The organism is Streptococcus oralis subsp. dentisani (assembly GCF_003944205.1).
Classification (GTDB): Bacteria; Bacillota; Bacilli; order Lactobacillales; family Streptococcaceae; genus Streptococcus; species Streptococcus oralis_BH.
Genome location: NZ_RJPH01000001.1, coordinates 284,629 through 303,880, shown reverse-complemented (window position 1 = coordinate 303,880; position 19,252 = coordinate 284,629). Strand labels below are relative to the sequence as shown.

The 19,252-nt window shown below is 40.7% G+C and carries 21 protein-coding genes; 6 read left to right on the top strand and 15 right to left on the bottom strand.

Annotated elements, in window-relative coordinates; genetic code table 11:
- Positions 1–3: 3 nt before the first annotated feature.
- The gene (locus tag D8805_RS01505; protein ID WP_125415185.1) at positions 4–549 is read right to left on the bottom strand and encodes an NUDIX hydrolase; all 546 of its coding nucleotides are present in this window, start codon (positions 547–549) and stop codon (positions 4–6) included.
- A gap of 9 nt (positions 550–558) precedes the next feature.
- Complete coding sequence (gene glmU, locus D8805_RS01500) at positions 559–1,938, bottom strand: bifunctional UDP-N-acetylglucosamine diphosphorylase/glucosamine-1-phosphate N-acetyltransferase GlmU (protein ID WP_125415184.1); 1,380 nt, start codon at positions 1,936–1,938, stop codon at positions 559–561.
- 158 nt (positions 1,939–2,096) lie between these two features.
- Between glmU and D8805_RS01495 the strand changes: the two genes are divergently transcribed.
- The 5 genes from D8805_RS01495 to lysS all read left to right on the top strand — a co-directional run bounded on the left by D8805_RS01495 (position 2,097) and on the right by lysS (position 6,580).
- Entirely contained in the window at positions 2,097–2,897 is an 801-nt protein-coding gene (locus D8805_RS01495; protein WP_125415183.1) for a glycoside hydrolase family 25 protein, read from the top strand.
- A gap of 106 nt (positions 2,898–3,003) precedes the next feature.
- Positions 3,004–3,846, top strand: a complete 843-nt coding sequence (locus tag D8805_RS01490; RefSeq protein ID WP_125415182.1) for a DUF368 domain-containing protein — start codon at positions 3,004–3,006, stop codon at positions 3,844–3,846.
- Positions 3,846–4,328 (top strand): aminoacyl-tRNA deacylase, encoded by a 483-nt coding sequence (locus tag D8805_RS01485; RefSeq protein ID WP_125415181.1) that lies wholly within the window; start codon positions 3,846–3,848, stop codon positions 4,326–4,328. The genes D8805_RS01490 and D8805_RS01485 overlap by 1 nt, the downstream gene beginning before the upstream one ends.
- Positions 4,328–4,951 (top strand): histidine phosphatase family protein, encoded by a 624-nt coding sequence (locus tag D8805_RS01480; protein ID WP_125415180.1) that lies wholly within the window; start codon positions 4,328–4,330, stop codon positions 4,949–4,951. Before D8805_RS01485 ends, D8805_RS01480 begins: the two co-directional genes overlap by 1 nt.
- Positions 4,952–5,089: 138 nt before the next feature.
- Complete coding sequence (lysS, locus tag D8805_RS01475) at positions 5,090–6,580, top strand: lysine--tRNA ligase (RefSeq protein WP_125415179.1); 1,491 nt, start codon at positions 5,090–5,092, stop codon at positions 6,578–6,580.
- 276 nt (positions 6,581–6,856) lie between these two features.
- On the opposite strand, the gene D8805_RS01470 is transcribed toward lysS, so the two are convergent.
- The 5 genes from D8805_RS01470 to D8805_RS01450 all read right to left on the bottom strand — a co-directional run bounded on the left by D8805_RS01470 (position 6,857) and on the right by D8805_RS01450 (position 11,507).
- Entirely contained in the window at positions 6,857–7,693 is an 837-nt protein-coding gene (locus D8805_RS01470; RefSeq protein WP_125415178.1) for an amino acid ABC transporter substrate-binding protein, read from the bottom strand.
- Positions 7,694–7,704: 11 nt separating this feature from the next.
- Complete coding sequence (locus D8805_RS01465) at positions 7,705–8,334, bottom strand: amino acid ABC transporter ATP-binding protein (RefSeq protein WP_125415177.1); 630 nt, start codon at positions 8,332–8,334, stop codon at positions 7,705–7,707.
- Positions 8,335–8,344: 10 nt separating this feature from the next.
- Positions 8,345–8,986 carry an amino acid ABC transporter permease gene (locus tag D8805_RS01460; protein WP_125415176.1) on the bottom strand — a complete coding sequence of 214 codons (642 nt, stop codon included), beginning with the start codon at positions 8,984–8,986 and terminating at the stop codon, positions 8,345–8,347.
- A gap of 135 nt (positions 8,987–9,121) precedes the next feature.
- Positions 9,122–10,351, bottom strand: coding sequence for a tetratricopeptide repeat protein (locus tag D8805_RS01455; protein WP_185774554.1), 1,230 nt, complete (start codon positions 10,349–10,351; stop codon positions 9,122–9,124).
- A complete protein-coding gene (locus D8805_RS01450; RefSeq protein WP_125415175.1) occupies positions 10,341–11,507 on the bottom strand; it encodes an AI-2E family transporter in 1,167 nt (388 codons plus the stop codon). Before D8805_RS01450 ends, D8805_RS01455 begins: the two co-directional genes overlap by 11 nt.
- A 143-nt stretch (positions 11,508–11,650) precedes the next feature.
- On the opposite strand from D8805_RS01450, the gene D8805_RS01445 reads away from it, so the two are divergent.
- Positions 11,651–12,664 (top strand): lactonase family protein, encoded by a 1,014-nt coding sequence (locus tag D8805_RS01445; RefSeq protein WP_093585150.1) that lies wholly within the window; start codon positions 11,651–11,653, stop codon positions 12,662–12,664.
- Between the two features lie 42 nt (positions 12,665–12,706).
- On the opposite strand, the gene D8805_RS01440 is transcribed toward D8805_RS01445, so the two are convergent.
- The 8 genes from D8805_RS01440 to D8805_RS01405 all read right to left on the bottom strand — a co-directional run bounded on the left by D8805_RS01440 (position 12,707) and on the right by D8805_RS01405 (position 19,036).
- A complete protein-coding gene (locus D8805_RS01440) occupies positions 12,707–13,126 on the bottom strand; it encodes a F0F1 ATP synthase subunit epsilon (protein ID WP_000068036.1) in 420 nt (139 codons plus the stop codon).
- Positions 13,127–13,136: 10 nt separating this feature from the next.
- Positions 13,137–14,543, bottom strand: a complete 1,407-nt coding sequence (gene atpD, locus D8805_RS01435) for a F0F1 ATP synthase subunit beta (protein ID WP_125395032.1) — start codon at positions 14,541–14,543, stop codon at positions 13,137–13,139.
- Between the two features lie 85 nt (positions 14,544–14,628).
- Positions 14,629–15,507 (bottom strand): F0F1 ATP synthase subunit gamma, encoded by an 879-nt coding sequence (locus D8805_RS01430; RefSeq protein WP_125415174.1) that lies wholly within the window; start codon positions 15,505–15,507, stop codon positions 14,629–14,631.
- Between the two features lie 15 nt (positions 15,508–15,522).
- Positions 15,523–17,028 (bottom strand): F0F1 ATP synthase subunit alpha, encoded by a 1,506-nt coding sequence (gene atpA / locus D8805_RS01425; protein ID WP_125415173.1) that lies wholly within the window; start codon positions 17,026–17,028, stop codon positions 15,523–15,525.
- Between the two features lie 14 nt (positions 17,029–17,042).
- Positions 17,043–17,579 (bottom strand): F0F1 ATP synthase subunit delta, encoded by a 537-nt coding sequence (locus D8805_RS01420; RefSeq protein ID WP_125415172.1) that lies wholly within the window; start codon positions 17,577–17,579, stop codon positions 17,043–17,045.
- Complete coding sequence (gene atpF, locus D8805_RS01415) at positions 17,579–18,073, bottom strand: F0F1 ATP synthase subunit B (protein ID WP_061414291.1); 495 nt, start codon at positions 18,071–18,073, stop codon at positions 17,579–17,581. Before atpF ends, D8805_RS01420 begins: the two co-directional genes overlap by 1 nt.
- A 13-nt stretch (positions 18,074–18,086) precedes the next feature.
- A complete protein-coding gene (atpB, locus tag D8805_RS01410) occupies positions 18,087–18,800 on the bottom strand; it encodes a F0F1 ATP synthase subunit A (RefSeq protein ID WP_125415171.1) in 714 nt (237 codons plus the stop codon).
- Positions 18,801–18,835: 35 nt separating this feature from the next.
- Positions 18,836–19,036 carry a F0F1 ATP synthase subunit C gene (locus D8805_RS01405; RefSeq protein ID WP_001054552.1) on the bottom strand — a complete coding sequence of 67 codons (201 nt, stop codon included), beginning with the start codon at positions 19,034–19,036 and terminating at the stop codon, positions 18,836–18,838.
- Positions 19,037–19,252 lie beyond the last annotated feature (216 nt).

The window sequence follows — 19,252 nt, the reverse complement described above, 5'->3', positions numbered from 1 at the left end:
CCTCTATTTCTTTTGTAGTTCCCAGTACTGGATTGCCATGATAGTCTTAGCATCACAGATATGACCTGACTGGATCAGGTTCTTGGCTTCCTCTAGACTGACTTCTAAAACTTCCAAGGTTTCATCATCATCTTGTGGACGAGGATTTTCCACCTTGACCAAATCACTAGCAAGGTAGAGTTTTAGTTTTTCATTACAAAATCCAATCGCAGAATAGAAATCGTACAACAGTTCTAACTTAGCTGTGTAGGCAACCTCTTCTTCCAATTCTCTAAGAGCCGCTGCCATTGGATCAGCATTTTCACCAAGTTCTAGTTTACCAGCAGGAATCTCATAAGAAACCGCCTCGATAGCCTTTCGGTATTGCTTAACGAGAACGATTTTGTCCTCCACTGTCACAGCTAGTACACAAACAGCTCCATTGTGAAAAATCAAGTCACGTTGGGCAGTACCCTTTCCTTCTGGTAGTTCCACCTGGTCTTGTACTAGTTTGAAAATAGGACCTTGATAGATTTCCTTTCGGTGAATCGTTTTTTCTTCAAATTCCATGACAGACTCCTACTGGTTCTTTGGATGATGAGGGAGGCGAGTCGCATATTCATCTTTGTTGACCTGACGTCCACGGCCGATAGCAATAGCATCAGCAGGAACATTCTTGGTAATGGTTGAACCCGCTCCAACCAGAGAATTATCCCCAAGTTCTACAGGAGCAATAATGGTTGAGTTTGAGCCAACAAAGACATTGTTACCAATGACAGTTTTGTACTTATTTTTCCCGTCGTAGTTGACTGTAATCGTACCTGCACCAAAGTTAACATGGCTACCCACTTCACAGTTTCCGATATAGGTCAAATGACCCGCCTTGGTATTTTCACCGATTGAAGAGCCTTTAACTTCAACAAAGTTTCCAATGTGAACTTGAGTACCAAGACTTGAACCTGGACGAATGTGTGCATAGGGGCCGACTGTCACACCGTCCGCAACACTACTTTCCTCAATCATAGAGTTGGTAATGACAGCTCCTGCTCCGATAGTGCTATCCACGATATAAGTTCCATTTGTTAAAATAGTCTCCGCACCAATCTTCGTTTGACCTTTCAAGGTAACGTTGGCTTCGATTTGGACTTCAGGAGCAATCTCGACATCAATGTCGATGTAAGTTGCATCTGGATTAACAAAGCTGACACCATTGACCATATGTTTTTGATTGATACGGCGGCGCATCACTGCTTCCGCAGTCGCAAGAGCTACACGGTCATTTACTCCAAGACTTTCATCAAAATCCTTGAGAGTATAAGCGCCAACCTTCTCACCCGCATTACGGAAAATACCAATCACGTCAGTAATATAGTACTCACCTTGGGCATTGTTAGTGTTGATGTTTTTAAGGGCTTCAAAAAGGCGTTCATTGTCAAATACGTAAGTTCCAGTATTGATTTCCTTGATTTGTTTTTCAAAATCAGTGGCATCTTTCTGCTCGACAATGCGAAGAACTTCAGCATTATCGTTGCGGACAATTCGACCGTATCCGAAAGGATCTGCCGCTTCAGCTGTTAAAATAGTCGCCACATTTTTGTGATTGATATGGAAATCCAAGAGATTTTTCAAGCTTTCACCTGTAATCAGAGGAGTATCTCCAGCGATAACCAAGGTATGTCCAGAACGATTTTGGAGAATGGGCTCTGCCATCATGACAGCATGCCCTGTTCCTAGTTGTTCTGATTGGGTAACAAAGTCTGTCTGACCAGCCAAGACTTGCTCAACTAGCTCAGCCTTGTGACCAACTACAGTAACTGTTTTTTCAGGTTGAATAGCACCAACACTACGAAAAACGTGTTCCAACATCGAAATTCCTGCTACTTTATGAAGTACTTTGGGAAGATCTGATTTCATGCGAGTACCTTTACCCGCTGCTAAAATAATGGCATAATTTGACATACTATTCTCTTTTCTGTAAAAATTCCCTTATATTATACCATAATTTTACTTTTAAAGAACAAACAAACAGGTGCTTTCCTGAAAATCTCCCCTACTTGTCTACATTTCTAAACTGTTTCCTTTGATTTTTTTAAATTTTTACGATAAACTAAATAAATATGAGAAAACAAATTCATCCTGCTATTATTTTTAGTTTATTTGGAATTTTCATAGCGATTTTACTCCTCAATAGACCAAGTTTTGAGGACCATCCTATCAAAACTAAACCAAATGCTCTTCAAGTTGAAACACAAGCCTTGCATAATCTTGACAAGCCCATTATCGATGTCTCTGGTTGGCAAAGACCTGAGGAGATCAACTATGACACCTTATCTCAAAACATTTCTGGTGTTATCGTTCGCGTGCACAATGGGGCTCAGCACACTGAAACAAATGATGCTGCCTTTATCAATGGTGTCGATAAAGCCTATAAAAATCATATAGCAGAATTTCAAAAACGCAATGTCCCTGTGGGTGTTTATGCTTACGTTGCTGGAAAAAGTAAAGAAGATATGGAAAAGGCTGCTGAAGTCTTTTACAACGCTGCTTCTCCCTACAATCCTAGCTACTACTGGTTAGATGTTGAAGAAAAAACAATGTCCGATATGAATGAAGGTGTTGAAGCCTTTCGTGCCAAACTGGCAGCTCTCGGCGCTAAAAACATCGGCATCTACGTTGGGGTTTACTTCATGCAAGAGCATAGTATCAATACAGATAAGTTCACTGCTATTTGGATCCCTTCCTATGGAACTGACTCTGGTTATTTTGAAACTAAGCCAAATACTGATCTGGACTACGATCTCCACCAGTACACTTCTAAGGGGAGAATTGCAGGATTTGAACATCATTTGGACATCAATCTGATTTCTACTGACAAAGACAAGGAAGAAACCTTCAGAAAACTATTTTTAAGACCATAAGACAAGTGAAAATAACAAACTTTTTCACTTGTTTTTTCATTTTCTCCCTGTCTGTGTTATAATTGATAGCATAGAGAAAGAATTTTACGAAATTGAGGATTTTATTATGTTTTCATGGATTGCACGAGTTATTAAAGGAATCGTCATCGCATTAGGATTTATCCTACCTGGAATTTCTGGCGGTGTTTTAGCAGCTATTTTGGGAATTTACGAGCGAATGATTGGCTTTCTGGCTCACCCCTTTAAAGATTTTAAAGAGAATGTCCTATACTTTATTCCAGTAGCTATCGGGATGTTGCTAGGCATTGGTTTGTTTTCCTATCCAATCGAGTATTTGCTAGAAAACTATCAAGTCTATGTTTTGTGGAGCTTTGCGGGAGCTATCATCGGTACAGTTCCTAGCCTCCTTAAAGAATCTACTCGAGAATCTAATCGTGATAAGATTGACCTAGTCTGGTTCTGGACTACCTTTATCATTTCTGGGTTGGGTCTTTACGCGCTCAATTTTGTCGTAGGGTCACTCAGTGCTAGTTTTGCAAACTTCATCTTAGCAGGTGTTCTTTTAGCTCTTGGTGTCTTGGTGCCTGGTTTAAGTCCGTCAAATCTACTTTTGATTTTGGGACTGTACGCTCCAATGCTGACTGGTTTTAAGACCTTTGATTTGTTTGGTACCTTCCTTCCCATCGGGATTGGTGCAGGAGCAACCCTCATTATCTTTTCAAAATTAATGGATCACGCCTTGAACAACTACCACTCCCGTGTTTATCACTTTATCATTGGGATTGTTCTATCAAGCACCCTCTTAATTTTGATTCCAAATGCTGGAAATGCTGAAAGTATCCAATACACTGGACTTTCTATTGTGAGCTATGTACTCGTTGCCTTCTTCTTTGCGCTTGGCATTTGGCTTGGTATCTGGATGAGTCAATTGGAGGATAAGTATAAATAATGGCAAAGAAAGTCAAGATTAAAAAAACCTTGGTCGAACAAATCTTGACCAAGGCGGGTATTGAACACACAGGCATTCAAATCAACGCGCTTGAGGGTGAACTACCTTCGGAATATGATCGAACTCATATCTTTAAAACCTTGGCTCTTTTGGGAGACAAGACAGGACCGATTATTGGAATTGTTCCCATAACAGAACACCTCGCTGAGAAAAAACTAGCAAAGGTTTCTGGTAATAAAAAAGTGAGTATGATTCCGCAGAAAGACTTAGAAAAAACGACAGGCTACATTCATGGGGCAAATAACCCTGTCGGCATTCGCCAAAAACACAATTATCCAATTTTTATTGATCAGACTGCTTTGGATTTGGACCAAATGATCGTCTCTGCTGGGGAAGTCGGACATAGTATCATCGTACGCCCTCGAGACTTGGCCAGCTTTGTAAAAGCGGATTTTGCAGATATCTTGGAGGACAGTAAGTAATGAAACTCTATTTTGTTCGTCATGGTCGCACTCTCTGGAATCTTGAAGGACGTTTTCAAGGTGCTAGTGGGGACTCTCCCCTTCTTCCAGAGTCTATTGATATCCTAAAGCAACTTGGCCAGTATCTCAAGGAAATACCTTTTGATAAGATTTATTCAAGTGATTTACCTCGAGCGGTCAAATCTGCTGAAATTATCCAAAGTCAACTCCAGACACCCTGTCCTTTAGAAAGTATTCCTGACCTGCGCGAATGGCAACTTGGAAAACTTGAAGGTTTAAAAATCGCAACGCTCAATGCCATCTATCCACAACAAATCAAGGCTTTTCGTTCAAATCTGGCTCAGTTTGATACGAAGATGTTTGAAGCGGAATCCCTCTACTCTACGACCCAGCGTACTATTCAATTTATCAAATCTCTGAAAGGAAGTCCGGCTGAAAACATTCTAATCGTCGGTCATGGGGCAAATCTCACTGCTAGCCTTCGAACACTTTTAGGTTATAAAGAACCCCTTCTTCGAAAAGATGGAGGTTTAGCAAATGCTAGTCTAACAGTTTTAGAAACCGAGGATTTTGAAACCTTCACTCTGGAAAGATGGAATGATACTTCCTATCAAGAAAAATAATGGAACTTGATCTTAATGGTTAAGTTCTTTTTAGTTTTCAAAGAATATCCGTGAATTTCTCTGCTATTTATGATAAAATGGGAGTATCGTAAAAAATGACTCATCGTATTCAATTTTGAGTAAAATTAGGAGGAACCCATGTCTATAGAACATATGGAAGAACTAAATGACCAGCAGATCGTTCGCCGTGAAAAAATGGCTGCGCTCCGTGAACAAGGAATCGATCCCTTCGGAAAACGTTTTGAACGTACTGCTAACTCACAAGAACTAAAAGACAAATTTGCAGAACTTGATAAAGAACAATTACATGAATTAAATGAAACTGCTACTATCGCTGGACGCTTAGTAACTAAGCGTGGAAAAGGAAAAGTTGGCTTTGCCCATCTTCAAGACCGAGAAGGTCCAATCCAAATCTACGTTCGTAAAGACGAAGTCGGTGAAGAAAACTACGAAATCTTCAAAAAGGCTGACCTCGGTGACTTCCTCGGTGTCGAAGGTGAAGTGATGCGTACTGATATGGGAGAACTCTCTATCAAGGCGACTCACATTACACACTTGTCTAAAGCACTTCGCCCACTTCCTGAGAAATTCCACGGTTTGACTGACGTTGAAACAATTTACCGTAAACGTTACCTTGACTTGATTTCTAACCGTGAAAGCTTTGAACGTTTTGTCACTCGTTCAAAAATCATCTCTGAAATCCGTCGTTACCTTGACCAAAAAGGTTTCCTTGAAGTGGAAACACCTGTTCTCCACAACGAAGCTGGTGGTGCTGCTGCTCGTCCATTTATCACTCACCACAATGCACAGAACATTGACATGGTGCTTCGTATCGCGACCGAGCTTCACTTGAAACGTCTTATCGTTGGTGGAATGGAACGTGTCTATGAAATTGGCCGTATCTTCCGTAATGAAGGAATGGATGCCACTCATAATCCTGAATTCACTTCTATCGAAGTTTATCAAGCTTATGCTGACTTCCAAGATATCATGGACTTGACTGAAGGTATTATCCAACACGCTGCTAGGGCAGTTAAAGGTGATGGCCCAGTTAACTATCAAGGTACTGAAATCAAGATCAATGAACCATTTAAACGTGTTCACATGGTGGATGCTATCAAGGAAATTACTGGCGTAGATTTCTGGCAAGACATGACCTTCGAAGAAGCAAAAACTATCGCTACTGAGAAGAAAGTTCCAGTTGAGAAACACTATACTGAAGTTGGTCACATCATCAACGCTTTCTTTGAAGAGTACGTTGAAGAAACCTTGATCCAACCCACTTTCGTCTATGGACATCCAGTAGCTGTGTCTCCACTCGCTAAGAAAAATCCTGAAGACGAACGCTTTACAGACCGTTTTGAACTCTTCATCATGACTAAGGAATACGGTAATGCCTTTACTGAGTTGAACGACCCAATCGACCAACTTAGCCGTTTTGAAGCCCAAGCAAAAGCTAAAGAACTTGGTGACGACGAAGCAACAGGTATCGACTACGACTACATTGAGGCTCTTGAATACGGTATGCCACCAACAGGTGGTTTGGGAATCGGTATTGACCGCCTCTGCATGCTCCTCACAGATACAACTACTATCCGTGACGTATTGCTTTTCCCAACAATGAAATAAACCCTTATCCTCTGGTTTTGCCAGAGGATTTTTTGATAAGAAAAGAGACTCAATTTGAGGAAAAAATTTAGAAAATCTTTCCAGAATATAATGAAATGAAATAAAATCTGAACAAATTGATTGGGAAAGTCAAATCAATTTCTAGCAATGTTTTAGAAGTCACAGTATACTATTCCAGATTTAATCCGCTATATTAAATGGCTATCATGCTCTTTCCCAATTGATAAAAAGACTACGTTTTGCTAATCAAAACGCAGTCTCATCCACTATTTTATCTCACTGTCCTTCTTGTACTTCTTTGGTTGCTACATCTTCTCCAAACCATTTTTGACTAATTTCTTGGAACTTACCATCCTTGTAAAGACTAGAAAAACCTTCATTTATCTTATTAACCAGGGTTGTATCTTCCTTACGTGCTCCAACTGCAAAAGCTTCTGTTTCTAGTCCAACTGTAAATACATTATAATCGTTTAAAATGCCTTCTGCTTCTAAATAATAATTTGCATAGACACGATCAATCAATAGGCCGTCAATTCGATCGTTTTTCAAATCAATCAAGGCTTCATTAAAGGTTTGGTATTGATTCGCTTCATTATTAGCGACAATATCCTTTAAAATCGCTGGCTTTCCTTCAAAGTCCGCATAACCAGATGAACCAGCTTGAGCTCCCAAAATCTTTCCAGTCATATCTTTTGCAGTCGTGATACCTGACGATTTCTTAGTAACCAATACCTGCTCATTCTTCATATATGAGTTACTGAATGCTACCTTTTCACGACGTTCGTCTGTAGCGGAATAGCCATTCCAAATCAGATCAATCGTTCCTTTTGTCAATTCAGCTTCTTTCAAATCCCAATCAATCGGTTGCCAATTTACCGTAATACCGTATTTTTCAAAAACAGCTGTAGCTAAATCAATATCAAATCCTGCATAGGAACCATCTTTCTGAGCAAATCCCATTGGAACAAAAGTACTATCAAACCCAATAGTAATAGACTTGTTAGACTCGTACTTAGACCAATTATCTCCACTAGTTTCACTAGAATTTTTCCCACAAGCTGCTAAGAACAAAGCAGTCATTAGACTGACTAATACAAGCATCAATTTTTTCATCATTTTTCCTCCTATTTAGGCTCTACTTTTAATAATACATCTGCAATATTTTCAGCGAATTGTAAATCGTGGGTAACCACAATTTGCGTCATCCCAAGTTCCCTATTTTGCAAAATCAGTTTTTCCACTTCCAAGCGTAATTCTGGATCCAAGGCAGAAGTTGGTTCATCGTAACCAATGATTTCTGGGTCAATCATCATGGCACGCGCCAAAGCCACCCGCTGCTTTTGCCCACCTGATAGTGAGAAGGGATAAGCATCTGCGTGCCCTGCTAGTCCTAACTGTTCCAAGAGTACACGCGCCTTCTTCTCTACCTCTTCCTGCTTCATTCCCATAGTTTTCACAGGCGATAGGGTCAAATTGTCCAGAACTGATAAATGAGGGAAAAGTTGAAAATCTTGGAAGACAAATCCTAGTAGGTTGCGCTTTTCTAGTTCGTCTAAAGCTAGCGATTCGCCGTTATAGTAAATTTCCCCTGAATCGATTGTTTCCAATCCAGCTAACATACGTAATAAGGTTGTTTTTCCGCCTCCTGATGGACCTACGATTGCCAGGATTTGCTTTTCAGGAATTGATAGGCTGAAATTAGTTAAGATTTGTTTGCCACCAAAGGCCTTGTTGATGTTTCGTAATTCTAACATAGCAATCCTCCTATCTGTAATAACTGTACTTCTTCTCAACTTTTTTGGCAAGGATAGTCACAATACCAATCAAAATCAAGTAAATTGCTCCTGCCAAGAACATAGGAATCAGACTAGCATCACGGTTGGCTGCTGTACGACTAGCCAAAATCAAATCTGAAATACCTAAGGCATAGACCAAAGAAGTATCCTTGACCAAACTCATGACTTCATTAAATACACTAGGAAGAACAATTTTGGTCACCTGTGGTAAGATGATATAGCGCACTGTGGCAAAAGGGCTAAACTTCAAGACCTTAGCAGCCTCATATTGACCCTTCGGAATGGTATCAATCCCTCCACGGAAGATTTCAGCAAAGTAAGCTGCATAATTCAAAACAAAGGCAATAATAGCCGCAGGAAGGCGATCCAAACGAATCCCAATATTTGGGAGCACATAATAGATAAAGATCAATTGCAAGAGCAAGGGTGTTCCTCGCATGATCCAGATATAAATATTAATCAGATAATGGAGGAGTTTCCAATGGACTTGCAAGGCAAAGGCAATCAAAACGCCCAAGGGAATAGACAAAATCAAGACCAGTACAAAAACCTGTAAAGTCATGCTTGCACCGCTCAATAAACTCGGTAATATCTCAAACATATAAGACATACTGCACCTCCTAAAAATAATTGTTCCTATTATAGCATAAATAAACAATTTAGCAAGGGTTATTGTAAAAAAATTCTATTTCTTTCAAAAAACGTATCTGACAAATTGACAGATACGTTTTTTGAGAGATAACTTTTAAAGTGTTTCTAAGAGTTCTTGCATCTGAACATCATCTGGGACTAGTTTTAAACAGGCTTCGGCTTGCACTTTGGCTTCTTCAAAATATCCCAATTCACGCAAAAGATAAGTATACTGCTCCAGAAACTCTGGATTGTCCTTGAGGTCAGATGACAGTTCTTGATAGAGCTCATAGGCCTTATCTAAATTCTCAGTCTCCTGATAAGAACGGGCAATCATCCACTTGGTCAAGAGATTTTCAGGTTCTTGACTTTGGAGAGCGATAATGTCCTCAAACCGCTCTTGTTCCATATAAATGGTCGCAAGGCGAAGGAAAATCTCCTCAAGGTCTTCTGCATCTTCTTTGGCAGTAAGGAGAAACTGCTCTGCAGCACCAGAATCATGCAATTCATACGAAAACTGTGAGGCTGCTAGCAAGAGCCGAGTTTCAAACGGATTTTTCTCCAAACCTTGTTTAGCGATACGGAGAGCTTCTTCTATCTGATGTTCCTTGTGCAAAGCTTGACTATAACCATACTCATATCCTTCAAAATCTGGTGAAATGGTATCAATCTGCTTAAAGTAAAGAACAGATTTTTGATACTCTTCTTGGTCAAAGTAAAGACTAGCCAGTTCGAAGGCAGTTTGGTCATCGTATTCTAGTTCTAAAGCTTTTTCTAAAAACTCTGTAGCAGCTTCAAACTTACCTAATTGGGCATAAGCGTAGCCAATTCTCTGATAGATTGAGACACCCGTTTGCTCATAGATGGAGCGATTGTCTAATTGAGCATAACCTTGAATAGCTTCCTGATAATTCCCTAACTCGCTATCCAACTCAGCTAAACCAAAAACTAATAAGGGATCGGCTGAGTAGTCTAGGGCTTCCAGTAACTTTTCACGTGCTACATCTGTCAATCCCTCCAACTGATAGAGGTCTGCCTTCAAGGCCAAGGCCGATACGTACCAGTCACTTTCAGGTGTGATTTCTTCTAAATAAGCAAAGGCTTCCTCAACATTGCCATCCTCGCTAGCAATACTTGCTAAGTTCAGATTCACTTCTGGAAATTCTGTAACGATATTTTGGTAAATTTCCTTGGCTTGAGGATAAAAGCCAATTCCCTCAAGATAGCTTGCTAGTTCGTAAAGAACTTCACTTGAATCTGTTTCGAGGGCTTTGTGAAAATACTGATCCGCCTTGGTTAAATCCTGTTCATCCAAAGCCTGGAGCATGCGTTGACTATTGTTCACTCTTGATTTCCTCCCCTTCTTCTTCATACAGACCGCTGACCTTTTTGTACCAGTTAAAGATAGTAGAGATAACGACCTTGGCAGAAGCATAGACAGGAATTCCCAGCAAGACTCCCCAAATACCAAACATAGAACCTGAAGTTAGGAGAACAAAGAGGACATTGATGGGATGAATATTGAGCTGACTACCTAAAATAAGAGGTGATACGAAGCGACCTTCAATCGTTTGTTCTACGATAAAGACAATGACAACTTTCAATAGCATGATAGGTCCTGCAATCAAGCCCAAAACCAAAGCAGGCAACATCGCTAGAAAACTACCTAGATAAGGTACTAGATTGAGGATACCAGCCGTTATCCCCAGAGTCACAGCATATCTGAGACCAATAATCTTAAAGAAGATAATAAACATAATTGCCACGATAATAGCAACTGTAACCTGTCCTCTAACATAGTTTGACAACTGTTTATTAACATCTGACAAAACTTGTCCGACAGGTTCTTTTAACTTGTTTGGGATAAATTTAGTTAAGTAATCCCGCAAGCCTTTCCCATCTCTCAAAAGATAAAAGAGCATAAAGGGTACGATAATGACCGCTACAATCACCTGAGAAACACTACTGATAAAGGCGCTGACCCAGTTGACGGCTTGAGAAGAAATTTTGCTGGCCCACATCGTCGCTTCACTAGAAACATTTGCAAGAACCTGCTCCAACTGCGGTCTAAAATCATCTGGCAAGCGTTTGGTTACAAGATCATTGATAACCATATCAGCATCCTTAAGATAAGTCGGCACATTCTTTGCAAAATTCAAGACTTGGCGTTGGAAATTTGGAATAGCGACTGCCAGACCCCAAATGATAAAAAGTCCAATAATGACAAAAACTATACTGATAGCAAGAACGCGATTGATCTTGTGTTTCTCCATCCAGTCAACAATCGGATTGAGGAGGTAATAGAGTAAACCAGATAGAATAACTGGTAACATGACAACCCCAAGAAAGTCTAAAACGGGTAAAAATATAAAACTAATCTTACTTAGAATAAAAATGTTAAGCCCCAGTAACAAGGTTACTAAAAATACAGTGATGGCTTTATTATCTAAAAACCACTTGAAGAACCAGGATAAGCTAAAATGTTTCTCTTTATGTTCCATAAATACATCCTTTCTGTCATTCTCTCATTATACCATTTTTAATTTAAAATAACTCTTATTAAAGTGCTTACATAGATTAAACGAACACTTCCTGACTGTCATTTTGTGGTATAATGAACTTATCATTATTAAGAGGTATGGACATGAAAGAAACTGTTTATTTTGGAACTTATACTCGTCGCTCATCTAAAGGGATTTACAAGGCAGATTTTGATACAGAAACAGGCCAGCTTGCAAATCTTGAACTCTTTGCTGCTGAACCAAGTCCGACCTACCTTGCCTTTGACCAACAGCAACACATATACACCGTAGGGAGCCAGAATGGCTTGGGTGGAATCGCTGCTTACAAGACCGATGGTACTTTGCTAAATCATGTGGTTGAAGAAGGCGCTCCACATTGCTATGTGGCAGTGGATGAAAAGCGTAGTCTTGTTTATGGAGCCAACTACCACAAAGGTCAAGTTCTGGTTTATCAGCGCCAAGCAGATGGTAGTCTCATCCAAACGGATCTGGATCAGCATAGTGGACATGGTCCTCATGAAAACCAAACTTCCCCACATGTTCACTTTACGAATCTAACACCTGATCAGTATCTCGTCACATGTGACCTCGGTACGGACGAAGTAACGACCTATGATGTCAGCCCAGAAGGAAGACTAAGTAAACTCTCCACCTATCACAGCCAAGCTGGAGCAGGGGCTCGCCACATCGTTTTCCACCACCACTATAAGATTGCCTATCTCATTTGCGAACTAAATAGTACCATTGAAGTCTTGATTTATGATGGGGTTGGTGAATTTGAACGCATGCAAGTCATTTCAACCTTACCAGACGGCTATGAGAGATTCAATGCTACTGCAGCCATTCGTCTTTCAAAAGATGGGAAATACCTTTATGCATCCAACCGAGGTCATGATTCCATTGCAGTCTATACAATCCTCGCTGATGGCAGTCTGGAATTATTAGAGATAGTACCAACACATGGACAAAATCCACGTGATTTCGACCTAACTCCTGATCAAGAGTTTCTCATTGCTGTTCATCAAGATTCTGATAACGCAACCGTCTTTAAGCGTAATCCTGAAAGTGGTCGTCTTGCAGAACTTTCTAACGATTTCCATGTCCCAGAAGCAGTCTGCATCCACTTTGCGAACTAAGATAATCAAAAAATGAACTTGAATCTCAAGTTCATTTTTTGATTATAGTTTATTTCCGACATTAATACGGTTAATGGCACGTTGAAGAGCAATCTTAGCGCGTCGTTCTTGGTCAATTAAGTGCTTGTCTTGAGCTTCTTCAATTTCACGTTCGGCGCGAAGTTTAGCACGTTCAGCACGGCTGATATCGATATCACGAGCACGCTCTGCTGAGTCGGCTACAATGGTAATGATGTCATTGGCAATCTCGATAATCCCTCCGTTCACTGCAATCCAGTTCACATGAGTATCATCATCGATTCGTTTTACCTTTACTTCATCAACCGCTAAAACCGCAATCATATTTTCATGTCGTGGCAAGATCCCCATCTCACCATCCAGAGTTCGTACCGATACAAAGCTGGCATGGTGATCATAGACGAGGCCATCTGGTGTCACGATCTGGACAGTTAACTGAGCCATAGATCACCTCTTAAAATCCCATTTTCTCTGCCTTAGCAATGACGTCTTCGATTGAACCAACTCCACGGAAGGCATCTTCTGGCAAGTGGTCATGTTTACCATCAAGGATTTCCTTGAAACCACGAACTGTTTCTGCTACTGGTACATAAGAACCAGGTTGGCCAGTAAATTGCTCAGCAACGTTGAAGTTTTGTGACAAGAAGAACTGAATACGACGGGCACGAGCAACCAAAGTCTTTTCTTCGTCAGAAAGCTCATCCATACCAAGGATAGCAATGATATCTTGCAATTCATGGTAACGTTGAAGGACACGTTTGACTTCCGCAGCAACTGCATAGTGCTCTTCTCCGACAATCTCAGGTGCCAAGGCACGAGAGCTTGAAGCCAACGGATCAACGGCTGGGTAAATCCCCAATTGTACCAACTTACGTTCCAAGTTTGTAGTTGAATCTAAGTGAGCGAAGGCTGTCGCTGGCGCTGGGTCAGTATAGTCATCCGCTGGCACGTAGATAGCCTGGATAGAGGTTACAGAACCCTTCTTGGTTGATGTAATACGCTCTTGCAATTGACCCATTTCCGTAGCAAGGGTTGGTTGATAACCAACGGCCGAAGGCATACGACCCAAAAGGGCAGATACTTCTGAACCAGCCTGAGTGAAACGAAAGATATTGTCAATGAAAAGAAGCACGTCTTGGCCTTCTACATCACGGAAGTATTCGGCGATTGTCAAACCAGTAAGGGCAACACGCATACGTGCTCCTGGTGGTTCATTCATCTGACCAAATACCATTGCGGTTTTCTCGATAACGCCTGATTCTTTCATTTCCCAGTAAAGGTCGTTCCCCTCACGAGTACGTTCCCCAACACCAGTAAATACTGAAATACCACCGTGTTCTTGGGCAATATTGTGAATCAATTCTTGGATCAAGACAGTTTTACCAACTCCGGCACCACCGAAGAGTCCAACTTTCCCCCCTTTAAGGTAAGGGGCAAGAAGGTCGATAACCTTGATCCCTGTTTCCAAGATTTCAGATGAGGTAGACAATTCATCAAAAGTTGGAGCTTTCTTATGAATTGGCTGACGCTCAGCGTCTTCAGCGAAAGGAGCATCCAAGTCAATAGTATCCCCCAAAACGTTGAAGACACGTCCCAAAGTTTCTTTACCTACTGGCACAGAGATTGGACGGCCTGTGTCCAAAACTTCCATTCCACGAGTCAAACCATCTGTTGATTCCATGGCGATAGTACGGACCATACCATCACCCAACTCCAAGGCTACTTCAAGGACGATTTTTGTTTTTCTTTCGTCATTTTTGTAGACGACAAGTGCATTGTTAATCTCAGGAAGTGGCTCCCCAGCTGCAAACAAGACGTCTACAACAGGTCCGATAACCTGAGCAATTTTACCTGAACTCATCTCCTTCTCCTATTCTATATAAGATACTGTCGGTTCCTAGCTCAACTAGGTCCTAAGTTCATTTTGATACGAGGGAGGCAAAGCCTTATTCTAAGGCACTAGCCCCCGCTACGATTTCTGTAATTTCTTGTGTAATCGCCGCCTGTCTGGCACGGTTATACTGGATTGTCAAATCATTGATGACCTTCTTAGCATTATCAGTCGCTGTTTGCATAGCTGTCATACCAGCGGCATTTTCAGCTGTCTTGGCATCGATAATAGCCCCGTAAATCATACTTTCAGCATACTGTGGCAACAATTGCTCTAGAATCTCATCACGGCTCGTTTCCAACTCAAAGGTCAAGCTATACTCTTCATCCGCTTCATTTGGATCCAAGTCAACAATCGGAAGCATTTGTTCCACACGCATTTGACTTGTGAGAGTATTGACATGATGGTTGTAGCAGACGTACAATTCATCAAAAAGTTCATTTTGGTACATTTCAATCGTTTTTGAAATAATTTTATGAACTTCATCAAAACTTGGTTGGTCAGCCAAGCCACGCAATTCATAGATTGGCTGAATGCCACGAGCCTTGAAAAAGTCAGCTCCCATACCACCAATACAGATAACTTCAAAGTCATCACCATTTGGATGATATTCTTCTTTCAGCTCCATCACAGCTTTAAGGATGGAAGCATTATAACCTCCAACCAAGCCACGGTCTGAAGTAATAACGATATAGCCTGTTTTCTTAACTGGACGACTAATGAGCATTGGATTGGTAGAACCACCAGATCCGTTACCATGTAGAATATCCGTCAAAAGCTTACGAACCTTCTGAGCATAAACTTGAAAATTGCGTGCTGCTTCTTCAGAGCGACCTAACTTGGCAGCCGATACCATTTGCATGGCATTAGTGATTTGACTAGTATTTTTTGTTGAGGCGATTTTTGTTTTAATATCATTTAGAGATACTGCCATCTGACACCTCTATTCTTATTGGAAACTGGATTGATTGAGAAACTCTGTAATCGCAGCATCCAAGACTGCTTCTTCTGGCAAGTCTTTTGTTTCACGAATAGTTTCCAAAATCTCTGGATGTTGTGCATCAAAGAAATCATGAAACTCTTCCTCAAAACGAACAATGTCATCTACAGGAATCGTATCCAAGAAACCATGTGTCAAAGCATAAAGAATGGTTACTTGTTTCTCAACAGGTAATGGTTTATGAACTGGTTGTTTCAGAACTTCAACCGTACGACGACCACGATTCAACTTAGCCTGAGTTGCTGCATCCAAGTCCGAACCAAACTTAGTGAAGGCTTCCAACTCACGGTATGAAGCAAGGTCGATACGAAGAGTACCAGCAACCTTCTTCATGGCTTTAATTTGAGCAGAACCACCTACACGAGATACAGATGAACCTGCATCAATAGCTGGGCGAATACCTGCGTTAAAGAGACCATCTCCAAGGAAGATTTGTCCATCTGTGATTGAAATCACGTTGGTTGCGATATAGGCANAGATATCACCTGCTTGCGTCTCAATAAATGGTAGGGCTGTGATTGATCCGCCACCAAGCTCGTCAGAAACCTTAGCTGAACGCTCAAGCAAGCGGCTATGAAGGTAGAAAACATCTCCAGGGAAGGCTTCACGACCTGGTGGACGACGAAGCAAGAGGGAAAGTTCACGATAAGCTACCGCTTGTTTTGAGAGATCATCATAAACAATCAAAACATGCTTGCCTTGATACATAAACTCTTCTGCCATAGCAACCCCAGCATAAGGAGCTAGGAAGAGCAATGGAGAAGGCTGTGATGCAGAGGCAGTCACAACGATTGTGTAGTCCAAAGCACCGTACTGACGAAGTGTTTCTACTTGTGTACGAACGGTTGATTCTTTTTGTCCAATTGCAACATAGATACAGATCATATCTTGACCTTTTTGGTTCAAGATTGTATCAATCGCAATGGTTGTTTTCCCTGTCTGACGGTCACCGATGATCAACTCACGTTGACCACGACCAATCGGTACAAGGGCATCAATAGCTTTCAAACCCGTTTGCAATGGTTCTGATACAGACTTACGCTCCATAACACCAGGAGCTGATGCTTCTACTGGACGAGTCTTGTCAGTATGGATTTCTCCAAGACCATCAACTGGACGACCAAGTGGATCCACAACACGTCCAATCAAGTTATCACCAACTGGGACTTCCATGATTTTACCTGTACGACGGATTGTATCCCCTTCACGGATATCCGTAAAGTCACCGAGGATGATAATCCCAACATCTGTTGACTCCAAGTTTTGCGCCATACCATAAGAGCCATTTTCAAAAACCAAGAGCTCTCCACTCATGGCATTTTCAAGGCCGTGGGCACGCGCGATTCCGTCCCCAATATAGGTTACAACACCAGTTTCAGTCACATCAAAATTGGGTTTGAAATTTTCAATTTGTTGCTTAATTAAAGCGCTGATTTCTTGTGCGTTAATTGCCAAAAGAACACCACTTNCTATTTCAAATTTTCTTTAACAACTCGAAGTTGTTGTTTAATACTCACATCAATTGTCTTGTGATTAGCAAAAATGACAAAACCACCAATGAGTCCTTCATCAATTTGTTCTTTGACGCTCCGCACTTTCAGAGACATTTTTTTCTCTATCAATGGGAGCAGACGTTCCTTCTGTTCATCTGTTAAAGGATGGGCTGAAGAAATCGTGACTACAAAACGATTGGTCTCTTTTTCAAGGCGATTCAAACAATCTGCAATTACTTCATAAAAAAGATTTGCTCTGTGATTGTAAACCAGAACTTGAATAAAGTTTTGCATTAAAGGTGAGGCGGAGTCTTGAAAAAAAACAACTGTTTTTTCCTTATCAGACTCATCAACTGCCACCTGAGCTAAAAAAGAAGGTAAGCCCGTTTCTTCTGCGACTTGCTTGATTTGATCCAAGTCTGAAAAAATCCGGTCCTCTTCTCCTTTTTCAATCACTAATTGGACAAAAGGCATGCTGTATTTTTCAATTACCTTTGCTGTCTTCTTGTCCATTAGGCTTCTCCTAGCTGATCGATATACTGATCAATAAGTTCCTTATGGGCATGACTGTCAAGGTTTTGTGAGATGATTTTCCCAGCTAGGCTAACTGTCAAATCTGCCACCTCGCCCTTAACACTTTGTAAAGCCTCAGCTTTGTTTTGCGCAATTTCTTGGTTCGCTTTTTCTTTCAAGCGACCAGCTTCTAGCTTAGCTTCAGCCAAAATATCTGATTTACTCTTTTCAGCTGTCTCTTTAGCATTTTCAATGATAGTTTTAGCTTCACTACGACTACCTGCTAATTCATCTTCGCGCTTTTGAGCAAGAGTCTCTGCTTTTTGACGAGCTTGTTCAGCGCCATCAATATCAGCAGCAATTTTATTTGCCCTTTCTTCGAAGACACTTGTCAAGTTTGACCACGCATATTTCTTAACTAAGACAATCAAAAGGATAAAAGAGCCAGCGATTAAAATAAAGTTACCAATTAATTCACCTACTGTTACGTGCATCTGTTACTCCTTTCTACTCTCCATCATTAATTTTATTTCCTAGGTACATAGAAGACAAGACTGTGAATACATAAGCCTGAACACAGGAAATAAACACAGAAAACGCCGTCCAGACTAGATTGGTAACAAATGCGACTGGATACCAATAAAGAGCCTGATGAGAAAGTGTGATGAGCAGACTAGCCATCACTTCTCCGGCAAAGATATTTCCGAATACCCGCAAAGCAAGTGATAGGAAATTCGTGACTTCTTCAAGGAGATTCATCGGTGTCATAAAACCTGGGGTAACAAAGCCTTTCAGATACTTTTTAACACCACGACGACGAATTCCTTCTATATGGGTCATCAGGATAATTCCAAATGACATGGCCAAGTCAAATTGAAGATTGGCTGTTGGCGATGTCCAAAGGTTTGTCCCATCTGTAGTTTGAAGTTTTGCCATCAAACCAAGATTGTTTGCGATTACCATAAAAAGAAATAAACACAAGTAAAAGAGTGAGTAATCTTTCATGTACCGTGAGCCTACATTAGGTTCTGTAAATCCGACTACGAAGTCATAGAGATACTCTAGTACATTTTGCTTCCCTTTGGGTTTCAGAGTCATACTACGACTCGCCCAATAGATAAAGCCAAAAATAACTGCCACAGACAGCAAGGTTAAGGCTGTCAAGGTCAAATCAAAGGTAACAGGACCGATATTGATGGTTGGATTGATACTTTCTTCCATCTAGAATCCTCCCTTTTTCCAATTTATACTTCTCTTTATTTGATGATAAATGAAAAGACAAGAGTTACAAAGAAAGTTCCTTCAATAAAGGCAATCCCCATGATCATCAAGCTACGCAATTGTGGAATGATGTCTGGTTGGCGAGCTGCTGATTTGAACAAACCGTTCATCAAAAATCCTTCTGCAAGGGATACACCCATACAGGCAAGACAAAGACCGAAAAATGTTAAATTCATGATGAATTCTCCTTTTTTATTTAAATTTACTTACCTAGTTTAGTCCTAAAATTTGTTTTTGTCAACTTTTTACTAACATTGAAAGCGTTTCAGATAATTTATTTCTAATTTTACTATTTTTAGTACGATTGTATAGAAATTTTTAACCTGTTTCCATAAGAAATTCCGTATTTTTACTAAGGTTTCTGAAGCAAAATAAAAGACCCAAGCTTAAAA

What these genes read in the sequence shown, in the direction of transcription:
- D8805_RS01485 (WP_125415181.1), top strand. Translation starts at nt 3,846, where the DNA reads ATGGCAAAGAAAGTCAAGATTAAAAAAACCTTGGTCGAACAAATCTTG.
- atpB (WP_125415171.1), bottom strand. Translation starts at nt 18,800, where the DNA reads ATGGAAGAAAGTATCAATCCAACCATCAATATCGGTCCTGTTACCTTT.
- lysS (WP_125415179.1), top strand. Translation starts at nt 5,090, where the DNA reads ATGTCTATAGAACATATGGAAGAACTAAATGACCAGCAGATCGTTCGC.
- D8805_RS01440 (WP_000068036.1), bottom strand. Translation starts at nt 13,126, where the DNA reads ATGGCTCAGTTAACTGTCCAGATCGTGACACCAGATGGCCTCGTCTAT.
- D8805_RS01460 (WP_125415176.1), bottom strand. Translation starts at nt 8,986, where the DNA reads ATGTCTTATATGTTTGAGATATTACCGAGTTTATTGAGCGGTGCAAGC.
- D8805_RS01495 (WP_125415183.1), top strand. Translation starts at nt 2,097, where the DNA reads ATGAGAAAACAAATTCATCCTGCTATTATTTTTAGTTTATTTGGAATT.
- glmU (WP_125415184.1), bottom strand. Translation starts at nt 1,938, where the DNA reads ATGTCAAATTATGCCATTATTTTAGCAGCGGGTAAAGGTACTCGCATG.
- D8805_RS01420 (WP_125415172.1), bottom strand. Translation starts at nt 17,579, where the DNA reads ATGGACAAGAAGACAGCAAAGGTAATTGAAAAATACAGCATGCCTTTT.
- D8805_RS01445 (WP_093585150.1), top strand. Translation starts at nt 11,651, where the DNA reads ATGAAAGAAACTGTTTATTTTGGAACTTATACTCGTCGCTCATCTAAA.
- atpF (WP_061414291.1), bottom strand. Translation starts at nt 18,073, where the DNA reads ATGCACGTAACAGTAGGTGAATTAATTGGTAACTTTATTTTAATCGCT.
- atpD (WP_125395032.1), bottom strand. Translation starts at nt 14,543, where the DNA reads ATGAGTTCAGGTAAAATTGCTCAGGTTATCGGACCTGTTGTAGACGTC.
- D8805_RS01405 (WP_001054552.1), bottom strand. Translation starts at nt 19,036, where the DNA reads ATGAATTTAACATTTTTCGGTCTTTGTCTTGCCTGTATGGGTGTATCC.
- D8805_RS01505 (WP_125415185.1), bottom strand. Translation starts at nt 549, where the DNA reads ATGGAATTTGAAGAAAAAACGATTCACCGAAAGGAAATCTATCAAGGT.
- D8805_RS01480 (WP_125415180.1), top strand. Translation starts at nt 4,328, where the DNA reads ATGAAACTCTATTTTGTTCGTCATGGTCGCACTCTCTGGAATCTTGAA.
- D8805_RS01470 (WP_125415178.1), bottom strand. Translation starts at nt 7,693, where the DNA reads ATGAAAAAATTGATGCTTGTATTAGTCAGTCTAATGACTGCTTTGTTC.
- D8805_RS01450 (WP_125415175.1), bottom strand. Translation starts at nt 11,507, where the DNA reads ATGGAACATAAAGAGAAACATTTTAGCTTATCCTGGTTCTTCAAGTGG.
- D8805_RS01465 (WP_125415177.1), bottom strand. Translation starts at nt 8,334, where the DNA reads ATGTTAGAATTACGAAACATCAACAAGGCCTTTGGTGGCAAACAAATC.
- D8805_RS01430 (WP_125415174.1), bottom strand. Translation starts at nt 15,507, where the DNA reads ATGGCAGTATCTCTAAATGATATTAAAACAAAAATCGCCTCAACAAAA.
- D8805_RS01490 (WP_125415182.1), top strand. Translation starts at nt 3,004, where the DNA reads ATGTTTTCATGGATTGCACGAGTTATTAAAGGAATCGTCATCGCATTA.